This window comes from Varibaculum vaginae (assembly GCF_900604285.1).
Taxonomy (GTDB): domain Bacteria; phylum Actinomycetota; class Actinomycetes; order Actinomycetales; family Actinomycetaceae; genus Varibaculum; species Varibaculum vaginae.
The window spans coordinates 840,699-853,637 of sequence record NZ_UWNY01000001.1 but is presented as its reverse complement, the minus strand read 5'-3'; the positions used below and the strand labels follow the sequence as shown (position 1 = coordinate 853,637).

The 12,939-nt window shown below is 52.8% G+C and carries 15 protein-coding genes; 5 read left to right on the top strand and 10 right to left on the bottom strand.

Annotated elements, in window-relative coordinates; all coding sequences use genetic code 11:
* Positions 1–17: 17 nt before the first annotated feature.
* The 4 genes from dusB to EFB02_RS03650 are packed head-to-tail and all read right to left on the bottom strand — an operon-like array spanning position 18 to position 3,973.
* Entirely contained in the window at positions 18–1,232 is a 1,215-nt protein-coding gene (gene dusB / locus EFB02_RS03660; RefSeq protein ID WP_122820225.1) for a tRNA dihydrouridine synthase DusB, read from the bottom strand.
* Complete coding sequence (locus tag EFB02_RS03655; RefSeq protein WP_122820224.1) at positions 1,222–2,364, bottom strand: YibE/F family protein; 1,143 nt, start codon at positions 2,362–2,364, stop codon at positions 1,222–1,224. Before EFB02_RS03655 ends, dusB begins: the two co-directional genes overlap by 11 nt.
* A gap of 36 nt (positions 2,365–2,400) precedes the next feature.
* Complete coding sequence (locus EFB02_RS08695) at positions 2,401–2,565, bottom strand: hypothetical protein (protein ID WP_160115366.1); 165 nt, start codon at positions 2,563–2,565, stop codon at positions 2,401–2,403.
* 13 nt (positions 2,566–2,578) lie between these two features.
* On the bottom strand, positions 2,579–3,973 hold the full coding sequence (locus tag EFB02_RS03650) for a glycine--tRNA ligase (RefSeq protein ID WP_200831532.1): 1,395 nt from the start codon (positions 3,971–3,973) through the stop codon (positions 2,579–2,581).
* A gap of 230 nt (positions 3,974–4,203) precedes the next feature.
* Between EFB02_RS03650 and EFB02_RS03645 the strand changes: the two genes are divergently transcribed.
* The 5 genes from EFB02_RS03645 (at position 4,204) to EFB02_RS03625 (ending at position 8,121) form a co-directional block, all read left to right on the top strand.
* Positions 4,204–5,175, top strand: coding sequence for a metal ABC transporter substrate-binding protein (locus EFB02_RS03645; RefSeq protein WP_122820223.1), 972 nt, complete (start codon positions 4,204–4,206; stop codon positions 5,173–5,175).
* Entirely contained in the window at positions 5,166–5,900 is a 735-nt protein-coding gene (locus EFB02_RS03640; RefSeq protein ID WP_122820222.1) for a metal ABC transporter ATP-binding protein, read from the top strand. Before EFB02_RS03645 ends, EFB02_RS03640 begins: the two co-directional genes overlap by 10 nt.
* Positions 5,900–6,892 (top strand): metal ABC transporter permease, encoded by a 993-nt coding sequence (locus tag EFB02_RS03635; RefSeq protein WP_122820221.1) that lies wholly within the window; start codon positions 5,900–5,902, stop codon positions 6,890–6,892. Before EFB02_RS03640 ends, EFB02_RS03635 begins: the two co-directional genes overlap by 1 nt.
* A 175-nt stretch (positions 6,893–7,067) precedes the next feature.
* Positions 7,068–7,895, top strand: a complete 828-nt coding sequence (locus EFB02_RS03630) for an acyltransferase family protein (RefSeq protein ID WP_122820220.1) — start codon at positions 7,068–7,070, stop codon at positions 7,893–7,895.
* Positions 7,879–8,121: a hypothetical protein gene (locus tag EFB02_RS03625; RefSeq protein ID WP_122820219.1), complete on the top strand. Its 243-nt coding sequence runs from the start codon at positions 7,879–7,881 to the stop codon at positions 8,119–8,121. Before EFB02_RS03630 ends, EFB02_RS03625 begins: the two co-directional genes overlap by 17 nt.
* A gap of 22 nt (positions 8,122–8,143) precedes the next feature.
* On the opposite strand, the gene EFB02_RS03620 is transcribed toward EFB02_RS03625, so the two are convergent.
* Genes EFB02_RS03620 through EFB02_RS03600 form a run of 6 tightly spaced genes read right to left on the bottom strand, consistent with a single transcriptional unit; the run spans position 8,144 to position 12,827 of the window.
* Positions 8,144–8,956, bottom strand: a complete 813-nt coding sequence (locus tag EFB02_RS03620) for a hypothetical protein (RefSeq protein WP_122820218.1) — start codon at positions 8,954–8,956, stop codon at positions 8,144–8,146.
* Between the two features lie 2 nt (positions 8,957–8,958).
* Complete coding sequence (priA, locus tag EFB02_RS03615; protein WP_122820217.1) at positions 8,959–9,684, bottom strand: bifunctional 1-(5-phosphoribosyl)-5-((5-phosphoribosylamino)methylideneamino)imidazole-4-carboxamide isomerase/phosphoribosylanthranilate isomerase PriA; 726 nt, start codon at positions 9,682–9,684, stop codon at positions 8,959–8,961.
* Between the two features lie 9 nt (positions 9,685–9,693).
* Complete coding sequence (gene hisH / locus EFB02_RS03610) at positions 9,694–10,332, bottom strand: imidazole glycerol phosphate synthase subunit HisH (protein WP_234992720.1); 639 nt, start codon at positions 10,330–10,332, stop codon at positions 9,694–9,696.
* On the bottom strand, positions 10,325–11,083 hold the full coding sequence (locus EFB02_RS08820; RefSeq protein ID WP_234992719.1) for a hypothetical protein: 759 nt from the start codon (positions 11,081–11,083) through the stop codon (positions 10,325–10,327). Before EFB02_RS08820 ends, hisH begins: the two co-directional genes overlap by 8 nt.
* Positions 11,080–11,679 carry an imidazoleglycerol-phosphate dehydratase HisB gene (gene hisB, locus EFB02_RS03605; RefSeq protein WP_122820215.1) on the bottom strand — a complete coding sequence of 200 codons (600 nt, stop codon included), beginning with the start codon at positions 11,677–11,679 and terminating at the stop codon, positions 11,080–11,082. Before hisB ends, EFB02_RS08820 begins: the two co-directional genes overlap by 4 nt.
* Positions 11,676–12,827 carry a histidinol-phosphate transaminase gene (locus EFB02_RS03600; RefSeq protein ID WP_234992718.1) on the bottom strand — a complete coding sequence of 384 codons (1,152 nt, stop codon included), beginning with the start codon at positions 12,825–12,827 and terminating at the stop codon, positions 11,676–11,678. Before EFB02_RS03600 ends, hisB begins: the two co-directional genes overlap by 4 nt.
* Positions 12,828–12,939: the final 112 nt, after the last annotated feature.

Sequence of the window (12,939 nt, the reverse complement as noted above, 5' to 3'; positions counted from 1 at the left end):
GCGCGGGGATTTACCCCCTAATAACCACCTTCATCCAAAGAAGTATCTAACTTGGCGGCCTCTAGAATCCTGGCAGCAGCCGCGTCTACTTCTCTGGTTTCCAGCCACCCCTCGGGCAAATGGGTTTTGCGGGGATTGCCCCGCCGGCCGCGTTTACCCTCCGCCGCCGGAGGATAAGGTAAAGACGGATCCAGGGTAGAAAACAGTTGCTCTAGCTGTTTCATACTATTAGCACTAGTGAGGGCACGGCGGAAATCTCCGCCTACGGAAAATCCCCGAAAGTACCACCCCAGATGTTTGCGCATATCCCGCAGGGCACGTTCCTGGTTTCCCATCCAAGAACTTAGCAGCTCAGTATGTCGCAATGCCATTTCGCATACCTGTCCCAAATGGGGACGGGCACGATTATCCGAGCCGTTAAGTGCACTAGCCAGATCATAGAATAACCATGGCCTCCCCTGGCATCCGCGCCCTATTTCAACCCCGGCACAACCGGTTTGCGCCAGCATTGCCAGGGCATCCTCGGCAGAAAAAATATCACCATTGCCCCAGACCGGAATCTCTAAATCTTGTCTTAACTGAGCAATCTCCTCCCAGTGTGCCCGTCCGGAATAGTATTGATTGGCACTGCGCCCATGCAGAACCACCGCGCTGGCACCAACCTTTTGAGCTAGTTCGCCAGCATCGCGATAGGTTTCATGCTCGGCATCTATCCCTAACCGGATTTTCGCGGTTACCGGCACTGGATTTTCACGGGGAGAATCTTTTTCTCCATCCCGAGCCCCGGCAACTACCGCGGCTACTAACTGCCCAAAGCGCTCTATTTTCCAAGGCAAAGCCGCTCCGGCACCCTTGCGGGTCACTTTAGGCACCGGACACCCAAAGTTAATATCCAGGTGATCGGCCAAGCCTTCACGTACCAGCATCCGAGCACCCTGATACATGGTTCCGGGGTCTACCCCGTGTAGCTGCACCGAACGGAAAGTTTCTTCCGGGTCAGGTTTGATTAAATCCAGGGTACGGGAATTACCTTCCACCAGGGCGCGGGCAGTAATCATTTCGCAGACATAGATGCCGCTGGCCGGGCCAGCAGTGGTAGCGGCGTTTAAATCTTTTAGCGCTTGAACTGCCTGCTCCCGACATATCCGGCGAAAAGGCGCATTAGTCACCCCGGCCATCGGCGCCAAAGCCATGGGAGTGCCAACTGTAATCTCTCCGAGTTTAGTCGGCATAGATTCCTTCTTCGCCCCGATGTAAAATCCCTGCTTCCTCTATCTTTACTGACATTGGGGATGGCTCCGCGGTATCTGCCAGTACGGATGTCCGAGATGTCTCTTTCAAGTCGGAGGAGTTACGCACGAATTTAACTAGGAAAGTCCCCACCATCGTGGTCGCCGGAATCGCCAACACCAATCCGATAGAAGCCACCAAAGTGCGCACAATTTCCTCTGCAATCTGCGAAACCGTTAGCAGTTCCAGAAACGGCCGTTGCGAAAGCATCGCCAATATTAACGTAGGCAGCGCCGTACCTACGTAGGCAAACGCGAGAGTGTAAACCGTAGAAGCAATATGGTCTCGCCCAATCCTCATAGCTCGCGAAAATAGTTTTCTCCTGGGCATTTGCGGGTCGGCCTCGTCCAACTCCCAAACCGCTGAAGCCTGGGTGATAGTTACGTCATTCAAAGCTCCTAAACCGGCTACTACAATCCCGCACATAAATAGGGAGGGCAGTACCAAAGCCGGTAACTGGGTTCCCAGAATCAACGCGTCCTCATCACTAGCTCCGGTAAGTCCCGCAGCTCGAGTACCCGCATAGGCCAGAAAAACCGTAACTACCAGCCCTAGGAGGGTGCCCAACAGCGCGGTAGTAGTGCGGATAGTAATCCCATGCGCCAGGTACACCGATAGGAACATAATCGCCCCTACCCCTGCCAAGGTCACTAGCATCGGGGGTTTTCCAGCCATTAGTGCCGGCAGCATAAAGAATACGATTACCAGTGTGGAGGCTAACAGTCCCAATAGCGCCAAGAAGCCTCGCCTGCCAGCCACCGCCACCACAATAATCACATACAGCAGCCCCATGATAGCCAGGGCATTTCCCCGTTTAATATCGGTAAACAAGAAGGGGGTGCCGGTTGCCATGGCTTCTTTGTCGTAGAGCATCCAAACCGAGGTACCCACTCTAATAGCAGGCTTTGATTCTTCGGGTACCCTAACTGGAACTATATTGTTCTTCCATTGGCCATCCAGCACTTTCACGCAGATTAACGGTTGCGATTCTTGCAGGCCATTAGCGGGATTAGCTGCCCCTTTGGGTATTTTCAGCCCCGAAATCAGACATTTTTCCCCATCTAATCCCGTCACCTGACCACTGATGCGATTTGCCCCAGTCTGAGCCCACTACTGTTTGGCACCCTCTACGGGATTCGAGCTATAAAGCGTGGCGATACCGATAATAATCACAACTAAAACCGGTATTATCAGCGCAGTTAGTACTCGCCGCGCACGGCGTAATGCCCGCGGATCTGGCCGAGAAGTAGCTGAGTGAACTATATGCTGATGCAAAAGCGTCCCGCCTTTAGCAACCCACCAGGCGCGTCGCTAAATAATTAGTTAGCTCCGCAATCTTTACCCGTTCTTGCTGCATCGAATCACGCTCACGCACAGTCACGCACTGGTCTTCTCCGGACTGGAAATCATAGGTGATACAGAAGGGGGTACCAATTTCGTCCTGGCGGCGATAGCGCCTACCTACCTGTCCCGCCTGGTCATATTCGATATTCCAATTTACCCGCAGCTCTTGGGCGATTTCCTGGGCCGGGCCAGTCAGCTCGTCTTTACGGGAAAGTGGCAAAACTGCGACTTTAACCGGAGCCAGCCGCGGATCCAGGCGTAGCACCGTGCGTTTATCCACTCCACCCTTGGCATTGGGGGCTTCGTCCTCGCAATAGGCCTCAACCATAAACGCCATTAGCGAACGGGTAAGTCCCGCGGAAGGCTCAATTACGTAGGGAGTCCACCGCTCCCCCTTCGTCTGGTCGAAGTAGTCCAAATTCTTGCCAGAAGCCTGTTGATGAACACCCAGATCATAGTCGGTGCGATTCGCAATTCCTTCTAGTTCGCCCCACTTCGACCCCTGGAATCCAAAGGCGTACTCAATGTCGACGGTGCGCTTGGAGTAGTGAGAAAGCTTTTCTTTGGGGTGCTCGTACAAGCGTAGATTCTCTTCGTTAATTCCCAGGTTGCGGTACCAATCTAGTCGTTCATCAATCCAGTACTGATGCCATTCTTCGTCAGTCCCCGGTTCTACAAAAAACTCCAGTTCCATCTGCTCAAACTCGCGAGTACGGAAAATAAAGTTTCCGGGTGTGATCTCGTTGCGGAAGGATTTACCAATCTGTCCGATACCAAAGGGCGGCTTCATCCGGGCAGACGACATCACATTCGCAAAGTTAATAAAAATACCCTGCGCAGTTTCCGGACGCAGGAAGTGCAGGCCTTTTTCATCATCAACCGGACCTAGGAAAGTTTTTAGCAACCCGGAAAATGCCCGCGGTTCCGTCCACTGTCCCCGCTTTCCGCAAGCAGGGCAAGGAACATCTTCCATGGATACCTGGTCGGCGGAGGGCAGCTGATGCTTTTCTGCGTAGGCCTCCTGTAGGTCATCCTCGCGGTGACGGGTATGACAAGCGGTGCATTCAATCAGAGGATCGGTAAAAGCTTTCAGGTGACCAGAAGCCTCCCAGACTTTGGAAGGTAAAATCACCGAGGAATCCAAACCGACCACGTCGGCGCGCGAACGCACTATCCGATTCCACCATTGGCGTTTAATATTCTCTTTTAGCTCTACCCCTAATGGGCCGTAGTCCCAGGCAGAACGGGTTCCGCCATAGATTTCACCGCAAGGGTAAACAAAACCACGTCGCTTTGCTAGATTGATTACGCTATCCAACTTCGAGGGCGTTTCAGCCACTGTATTTCTCCTTAAGCTCAACTTGCTGCGCCAAGGCGCTACCTTTCCAGATTCTACCTGGTTGCCTCGCTTTGCGAGAACTGGAATCTCTCAGCGTGACTTACAACTCTAAAACCCACTTTTACTGGCCCGAAAATTCGCTACTACTGCCTACCGCCTGCTGTTTTTTGCTTTATTAGACCAACCCCACCCCCTTGCTTTTGAGAACGGTTATCGTTTATATTTTTACTATGCACAATGGAATACGGAAAATTATCGGCGCCGCTGCAATCGGCGCTTTAGCACTCACTGGTTGTTCAGCAGGCGCAAAAGGTGGGCAAACCGAAAAAGTAGATGCCGTCGCCTCCTTCTATCCCCTAGCGTACGTAACCAGCCAAGTAGGTGGAGATTTAGTGCAGGTAACCAACCTGACGCCCTCGGGGGAAGCTCACGAGGTGGAGCTATCCGCTAAAGACCTCACCACCATGTCGCAGGCCGATGCGTTGATTTATCTGTCCGGTTTCCAAGCTTCCGTTGATGACGCAGTGAAAGAAGCAGCTCCTAAGAACACTTTGGATGTAGCCAAGGCCGCCAAGCTAAAGAAACTTTCTGCCGAGCAGGCCGCTGAGCACGAAGAAGAACACGAGCATGAGGCAGACCATGAAGGCGAACACGAGGAGAAAGCCGGGCATGACCATCACCATGGCGCTTTTGACCCTCACTTCTGGTTAGATCCACAGCGGCTATCCCAAGTGGTACCGCAGGTGGTAGCCACCCTCACCAAAGCTGACCCTAAGCACGGCGACACTTTTAAGAAAAATGGGAAAGCTTTGCAAGACAAACTGTCCACCTTGGATAAGCAATACCGGGAAGGCCTGACTAAATGCGCTACCCCTACCGCAGTTACCGCGCATGAAGCCTATGGATATATGGCGGATCGCTACGGATTCGAACAGGTGGGAGTTAAGGGAGTCGACCCGGAAGCCGAAACCTCACTTACGCGGCTACAGGAAGTTGCCAATATCGCGAAAGCCAAAAAAGTAAACGTATTGTTTTCAGAGAGCGCTCTCGGCGATAAAGATACCAAGACTTTAGCCGAGCAGCTGGGGATTAAGTCTGAGGTACTTGATCCCTTAGAAATCCAAGTGGATAAGAATCGGGATTACCTGCAGGTTATGCGGGATAATCTTGGAAAACTAAGTAAAGCGATGAAATGCCAGTAACTGAGAATAAAACATCTCTACCTTTTAGGGCGACAGATTTATCTGTCGCCCTTCAGGGCAATTTAATCCTGGAAAATATCAACTTACAGATTGCTCCCGGCACTACGGTAGCACTGTGCGGAGAAAACGGTTCCGGTAAATCGACTCTGGTCAGAGCAGCCGTAGGACTTAATCCGATAAGTTCCGGGAGCCTAGAGATTTTTGATGCCCACCCCGGCGAGAAAAAATATCCTAAAGCCCTGGCAAAAGTGGGGTATGTTCCCCAACGTAAAAGCGCGCTCGGCACGGTTCCAGCTACTGCCCTGGAAGTAGTCCGCTCCGGGCTATTACGGCGAGGACACATCGGAGCAAAACGATCCGACCGGGAACGTGCTCTAAAAGCTCTGAGAAAAGTGGGTTTAGCGGAGGCAGCGGGCAAAAAATTTCAGTTTATGTCAGGCGGCCAACAGCAGCGGGTTTTGATCGCTCGCGCGCTGGTGCGCGACCCGGAGTTCTTAATTATGGATGAGCCTTTGGCCGGGATTGACCGCCAAAGCGCGCAAAGCCTGGCCGCAACGATTGCGGAGGCAAAAACCACCGGTAAAACTATGTTGATTGTGCTGCATGAACACGGTTTCTTAGCTCCCCTAATCGACCGGACTATCACCTTAAAATCAGGACGGATCGCCAGCGATAGCTTAAGGGAGGCGCTACCTCCGCTTCCGCGAGCGAAGGGTAAAGAATAATGATTACTTCTACCACCGGCTTTTCTTACCAGGCTCTAGTAGCTAGCAGCCTGCACCTTACCTTCGCGCTCTCCCCTAGCCGTGGCTCATCCGTGCCGAGCTTTACTGCCGATTGGAACAGCTTATTAGCCTCTCCCTTCTTCCTACGCTCTCTGATCGTGGCGGTTTTGGTTGGTCTCAGTGCCCCAATTATTGGCACCTACCTGGTACAACGACGTCTATCCCTGCTAGGAGATGGCATCGGCCATGTTGCTCTCACCGGAGTGGCTCTGGGATGGGTTATCGGTAACCTGACTGCAGTTGCCGGTGGGGATACATTAGCAGTACCAGGAGCGGTAATCGCCTCAATTGTGGGAGCGGTAATTATCGAACTGGTGCGCGCCAAAGGCGGCGCCAGCGGAGACGTGGCGATGGCGCTCCTCTTTTATGGGGGAATTGCCTCCGGGGTACTAGTAATTTCCCTGGCGGGAGGCACCACGAACCAGTTAAATTCTTATCTCTTTGGCTCCATCGCTGCAGTTTCCTGGTCGGATGTTTACTTAACCATTGCTCTATCGGTATTAATCCTCCTATTCGGGCTGGGACTACGCCGTGAACTATTTTCTATCTGCAATGACGAGGAGTTCGCGCTAGCTTCCGGGATTCCGGTGCGGCTGCTAACAATTTGTTTAGCGGTTGTCAGCGCCCTAACTGTCTCTACCGCGATGCGAGTGGTGGGAGTTTTACTAGTCTCAGCCCTGATGATTGTGCCGGTAGCTATTTCCCAGATTTACGCTCCTTCCTTTAGCGCCACTATGGGATGGGCAATGGCGTTGGGGGTAATAATGTGTATCGCAGGTCTGGTGTTTTCCTATTTCACTGCCGCGGCCTCGGGCTCGGCTATCGTTATGGGACTCATCGCCCTCTATGCCCTAGCAGCCGCACTACGTCCTCTGGTTTACCGTCGACATCTGCACACTCCTCAGGAGCCTCCAGATTGTGAGCATCACTAAACCATTAGACAAAATCTTGCGTCCCGTCCCCTATCTTTACCTTTTACCCGGGATTTTAAGGATGTTTTTCCCATTATTTTGGATAGATAGTGGCCAACTAGCGACGCGAAGACAACGCACGGGAAGCATATGCTGAATGAACAGCCTGTAATTCAACCCCAAGGATTAATAAACAGTGCCTAAGCCCATCGAAGATTCCTCACGTTATAACCCAGCATTAGACGGGATTCGTACCCTCGCAGTTGCGGGGGTGGTTCTGTACCACATGAAGATTAACTTCATACCCGGCGGCCTGCTAGGAGTGGGAGTATTCTTTACCATCTCCGGTTTCCTGATTACCGGAAACTTAATGCGCAGTTGGGATCGACAAGGAACCCTGCACCTAGGGAACTTCTGGCTGCGCCGCATCCGCCGCCTAATGCCGGCAGTAATCGTCACGGTACTGACAATCTGGATGCTGACCGCGTTCTTCAAACCCGAAGATTTCAGAGTAAATCTTTTCGCCGGACTCGCTGCCATCTTCTACATCAACAACTGGACCACCATTTTCTCGGGGAATTCTTATTTTGACCAGTTCCAGGTCAGCCCGCTGGAACATATGTGGTCATTGTCGATTGAAGAACAATTCTATGTTTTCTGGCCACTAATCTTGCTGCTGTTACTGGTGATTTTTCGCAAAAAACGGTTACTGATAACAGTTTTCACCCTGTTATTAGCAGCCGCTTCTTTTGCCTGGATGTGGTATTTATTCACTCCCGGAGCCGACCCCACCCGCATCTATGAAGGTACTGACACCCGAGCGGGAGGATTGTTAGTGGGAGCCGCGCTGGCGATATATTACAGCAACCGCAATAAAACCGGTTCAAATCGCCTTTGGGCAGAAATAACCGGCCTTATCGGAGTATCTGGGGTGGTCATTCTAATATGGCTCCCCGTTGGTACGATTTCCCCGAATGCAGCATTGGAACGAATCCTTATTCGCGGCAATGTCCACCTACCCTAATCTGTGGGTCTATCGCTGGGATCAGGAGGTTGATCAAAGCTGGTTCCTGGAGGGCGACGGGGTGCACTACAACCAAGAGGGTAACACCCAGCGTTCCTTGCATTTCTCGCAGGCACTAGTCAAGGCCTTCCCTAAAACCAATAAGCCTTTGCGAACCAAGGGAGATAGTGTCCTACCGCAAAAAGACCTGCCTGTCGCTAAACGAATGATTTACGTTGACCGTTAGCGAACTTTTCTGGGGGCGAGCATTAGCGGACATATACCTGGTGATTGCTATCGCTTGTACAACCGGTGGGCACCGGGGTTACCTCTATTAGATCGGCGGCAGCCTCCAAGTTGTAGAGGTCATTGATTCCCATTTGTAAAGCATTTAGAGATTGGGCAAGAGCCGGAGTTGCGGGGTCAACCCAAACTACTAACCGATCAGGAGCTGCTTCTTGAGGAATAATTTTCCAGGTAGACCCGGGAAGCTTTTCCGCAAATAGCTGCGCTATTAAGGTTAAGAAATGCTGATTTTTCCAGCTTGGAACCCAGGTATCAGAACAAACCAAAGCGTTAAGCAGTGGACGCGGTAAGAGGTAACGCCCATCCAGAAGTATCCGACCAGGAGAATCTAGGGCAGCAATCGCGAGGGCACGCCCCTTTACTGGCATAGGACGTACCGGGTGAGAACTGTCTTCCCGTGGTTCCATCTGGGTGGCTAAACCATTCTTTACGGCTTCCTCAAATGTAGAAAGCGAAGAAAAGACAGGAACCGCTAGCGCGCGGGTAACAGCACTTAAGCTAACTTGCGGGAGTTGTCCGCGGGGACATTCAGCCTGGTTATTTAGCTCATGCGGAAGTATCGGCAAGATTACCCGCCCAAAGCGTAATGCCTCTGCTATCCCTAAGAGACATTCCTCTAGGTTACCGCGGCTCAACGCCTGCGCCATCGCCGGTTCTAAATCCCCTCTATCTGCGGAATTAACACTGCGGCCCAGGGCACGTAAAATCGCGTTTTCCTGGACAGGGGACATAATTTTCCCGTTGGAAATCTCTGAATTCGTATGAGAAGCAGACAAGGCTATGCTCTTCCGTTAGCTACCGCTAGCGCCTGCTCAATAGTGAACTGCCCGGAGTAAAGGGCTTTACCCACAATCACGCCCTCAACCCCGATACTGTTGAGCTCGCGCAAAGCTCGTAAATCATCTAGAGTACTGACGCCTCCACTGGCCACCACTTTCGCGGAGGTTGCTTCACACACTTCCCGCAACAGTTGAGTATTAGGACCGGTTAAAGTCCCATCCCGCATCACATCAGTGACTACGTAGCGTACGCACCCTGCCGCATCAAGCTGGGTGATCATTTCAAAAAGATTCCCTGCATCTTTAGTCCATCCGTGAGTAGCCACAGTATGTCCACGCACATCTAATCCGACCGCAATCTGCTCCCCGTACTCGGCAATCACCTGGCAGGTCCATTCTGGTTTCTCAATCGCCGCAGTTCCCAGGTTTACCCGGCGCGCCCCTGCTTGCAGAACCCGCGCCAAAGACTCATCATCGCGAATCCCTCCAGATACCTCTACCTGCAAATCTACCTGCTCAACGATTTCTTGCACCACCTGGGTGTTATTTCCCCGCCCAAAGGCGGCATCCAAATCTACCAGATGTAACCAACGGGCTCCGGCTGCTTCGAAAGTGCGCGCTGCCTCCAGAGGAACTCCGTAAATTTTTTCACTGCCGGCCTTACCTTGATGAAGACGTACCGCTTGGCCTGCAACAATATCTACTGCCGGTAACAGGTCTAACATTTTTCTCCCTTAACAGGTTTGGATCCAGTTGCGAAGTAGTTCCATGCCGGCATCACCTGACTTTTCCGGGTGGAACTGGGTAGCCGATAGAGGCCCGTTTTCTACCGCGGCAAGGAAACGTTGCCCATGGGTTCCCCAAGAAAAAATCGGGGGTTTCATACGAGCAGATTGCCGATAATGTTTCGTAGGGTCAGCGGTGACCCCGTAGGAATGTACGAAGTAAAAATACTCGTCCTCAATCCCGGAGAATAATTGCGAATCTGCCCCTACCTGAATCTTTGACCAACCCATATGCGGAAGAATTGGGGCACGCAGTTTTTCTACCGTTCCCGGCCATTCCCCCATCCCAGGGGTATCTTCACCATGTTCGAGGCCGCGTTCAAACATGACTTGCATCCCCACACAGATTCCCAGTACCGGCCTGCCACCAGCCAAACGCCGGTCAATAAGAGTGTCACCCCGACGAGCACGCAAATCCTTCATTACTGCTGCAAAAGCCCCTACCCCCGGCACTAGCAGGCCATCAGCCTCCAGACAGGTGGAAAAGTCACTGGTCAGATTGGCATCGATTCCGAGGCGACGGAAAGCATTAACCGCCGAACGTACATTTCCCGAGCCATAGTCAAACACGGCTACCTTTTTACTCACGCCCCTTTTCCTCCGAAGTATCTGGGTTATCCCGGCGGTTAATATCTTCTTGCATTCCCCGCAATTGCCGCAGCAAAAGTCCCGGTAAATCCCGTAGTCGAGGAGGACGGATCTGGGGATAGTCCTCGGGGGAAGTGCGTCCCAACAGTAAATCTTCAACACGTTCATCAGCGCAAGAAACCAAGGGACCAGCAGGAATAGTGCGGTCAAAATGCCCGTCATAGTAAACGCGCGCCGTGATTTGTCCTTGCACCCCCGGATCATCATCAGAGTCCGAACGTAACGTGGAAACAAATAGCACCGCCCCATAGGGCGTAATTTTTGATACCGCGAGGGCTAGCTCCTCAGCCTCCGGAGACACCGGACGTTCCTCCCCTAACAGTGCCCCTAGTTCATCATCGGGGGTCGGGTGGAGCCGTTTCCACACCACGCACCCAGACTCGGTCTCCACAATCCGGGCATCAATCTCGTGAGCTGCCATCATCGTGGCTAAAGGCACCGGTTCTAGCAGGTTGGTCAATACTAACGCCACATCCCCAGCCTCAGGGGGCAAGGATTCTAGATGTTGCCAAGCCTGCAAATCCTGATCTACCTCTTTACCAAAGCCATCTAAATCCTCACCGCTAATGCCTGATTGCGCGATTACTTGGTCGAAGTAGTCCTCTGGCTTGGCTCCATTATCCGGTGCGGGATCCTCTATTGGATTTTGCTCGTGCGGATTGTCCTCTTCCGGCAGGTTCGCGGCGTTCACAGGGTCCCCTTAGTGGAAGGTATCCCGCTGACCCGAGGATCGGTTTCCACCGCTCCTCGCAGCGCCCGGGCTACTGCTTTGAACTGTGCCTCTACGATATGGTGCGGATCGCGCCCGGAAAGTACCTGGACGTGCAGGCAGATTCCGGAGTTATAGGCAAAAGATTCCCACACATGACGGGTCATCGATCCGGTAAAGTGCCCGCCGATCAAGTGATACTCCTGGCCGGCTGGTTCTCCACTGTGTACGCAATAGGGACGGCCGGCCACGTCAACTACCGCTCGAGCTAACGCTTCATCTAGGGGGACCGTAGCATCGGCGAAGCGGCGAATCCCCGCTTTATCCCCCAGAGCTTGGCGCAACGCTATTCCCAAACAAATAGCGGTATCTTCTACCGTGTGATGCACATCGACATCGATATCACCACGGGATGAAATGCTCATATCAATCAAAGAATGCTTAGATAGGGCGGTGAGCATATGGTCATAGAACGGAACCCCGGTACTAATCTCGCTCTTCCCGGTGCCATCTAGGTTAATCTCTACTGTGATTTCCGATTCCGCGGTTTTTCGCGTTATTTTACTGCTGCGACTCATCCGGTTACCTCCTCGAATGCTTGACGAAATGCTTGATCTTCTGCGGCGGTGCCGATACTTACCCGTAAAAATCCTTCCGGGCCAACCTCGCGGACTAGTACTCCGCGATCTAACAGATCACTGAACACTTGGTGTCTATCCGGGAAAGGACCAAAAAGCACAAAGTTAGCTTGAGATCTGGGTACCGTGTAACCTTTGTCTTCCAGCCAAGCCGCCAAGGTATCGCGGCGCTGGCGCAGCTCAGCCAGCTGGCACAGTTGTTCTTCTGCATGCCCCAGAGCCGCAATCGCGGCCGCCTGGGTGAGTGCCGACAGGTGATAGGGTAAACGCACCCGCATAATATCGGTAATCATCGCTTTTGCCGCCACCAGGTATCCCAGTCGCAGCCCCGCCATCCCAAAAGATTTCGACATGGTGCGGGAAACCGCTAAGTGCGGATATTTTTCTAAGAGGGCGAGGGCGCTAGGCTTACCAGGGTCACGGAACTCCCCGTAGGCCTCGTCAACAACCACCACGGTGCAACTGGGTTTGCCGGAAATATCCGGCCCGGTTTCCCGGGCTTGCTGCAAAATCTGTACTAGTTCGGCTTCCCTACAGGCAGTCCCTGTCGGGTTGTTCGGGTTTGCCAGTAGCAACACGCTGGGGCGGAAATCCCGTAGTCCCTGAAGCAGAGCATCTACATCCAGATTCCAGTCGCTTTGCCGAGGAACCGTCACATATGTAGAGTGAGCGCCACGTACATATTCGGGATACATAGAATAGGAATACTCGGTTCCTAAAACTGTACGTCCTGGCCCCGCGTAAGCTCCCAGTAGCTGCACCATCACCTCATTAGAGCCGTTAGCTGCCCAAATTTGTTCGACTGGAAAATCCAAGCCGGACTCGCGGAGCACATAACCGGCTAATGCTGCCCGGAGGGCGGTAAAATCCCGATCCGGATAACGGTTTAAACCCGCCGCCACCTGGCTGACCGCCCGGGTAATGTCGGCAATCATCTCTGGACTGGGCGGATAGGGGTTTTCATTCACATTTAACCGGGCAGCCACCTCTAATTGCGGCGCCCCATAGGGGGCAACCTGAGCAAGCTCTTCTCGCAACGGTAGCAAGGGGGACTGTTCCATAAATGTTGGTTCCTTTCTTGCTCCCATTCTAAGGGCATTACTCCTAGAATGTTTCGCCCCCGCCGATCAGCTGGTTTCACTTTTTCTAAGGACGAAAACCAGCCTTGGTGATCAGGCGGGGGAAAAACAGAGGTTATCT

What these genes read in the sequence shown, in the direction of transcription:
- hisB (WP_122820215.1), bottom strand. Translation starts at nt 11,679, where the DNA reads ATGAGTCGCAGCAGTAAAATAACGCGAAAAACCGCGGAATCGGAAATC.
- EFB02_RS03625 (WP_122820219.1), top strand. Translation starts at nt 7,879, where the DNA reads ATGTCCACCTACCCTAATCTGTGGGTCTATCGCTGGGATCAGGAGGTT.
- EFB02_RS03635 (WP_122820221.1), top strand. Translation starts at nt 5,900, where the DNA reads ATGATTACTTCTACCACCGGCTTTTCTTACCAGGCTCTAGTAGCTAGC.
- EFB02_RS03640 (WP_122820222.1), top strand. Translation starts at nt 5,166, where the DNA reads ATGCCAGTAACTGAGAATAAAACATCTCTACCTTTTAGGGCGACAGAT.
- EFB02_RS03645 (WP_122820223.1), top strand. Translation starts at nt 4,204, where the DNA reads ATGCACAATGGAATACGGAAAATTATCGGCGCCGCTGCAATCGGCGCT.
- dusB (WP_122820225.1), bottom strand. Translation starts at nt 1,232, where the DNA reads ATGCCGACTAAACTCGGAGAGATTACAGTTGGCACTCCCATGGCTTTG.
- EFB02_RS03600 (WP_234992718.1), bottom strand. Translation starts at nt 12,827, where the DNA reads ATGGGAGCAAGAAAGGAACCAACATTTATGGAACAGTCCCCCTTGCTA.
- priA (WP_122820217.1), bottom strand. Translation starts at nt 9,684, where the DNA reads ATGTTAGACCTGTTACCGGCAGTAGATATTGTTGCAGGCCAAGCGGTA.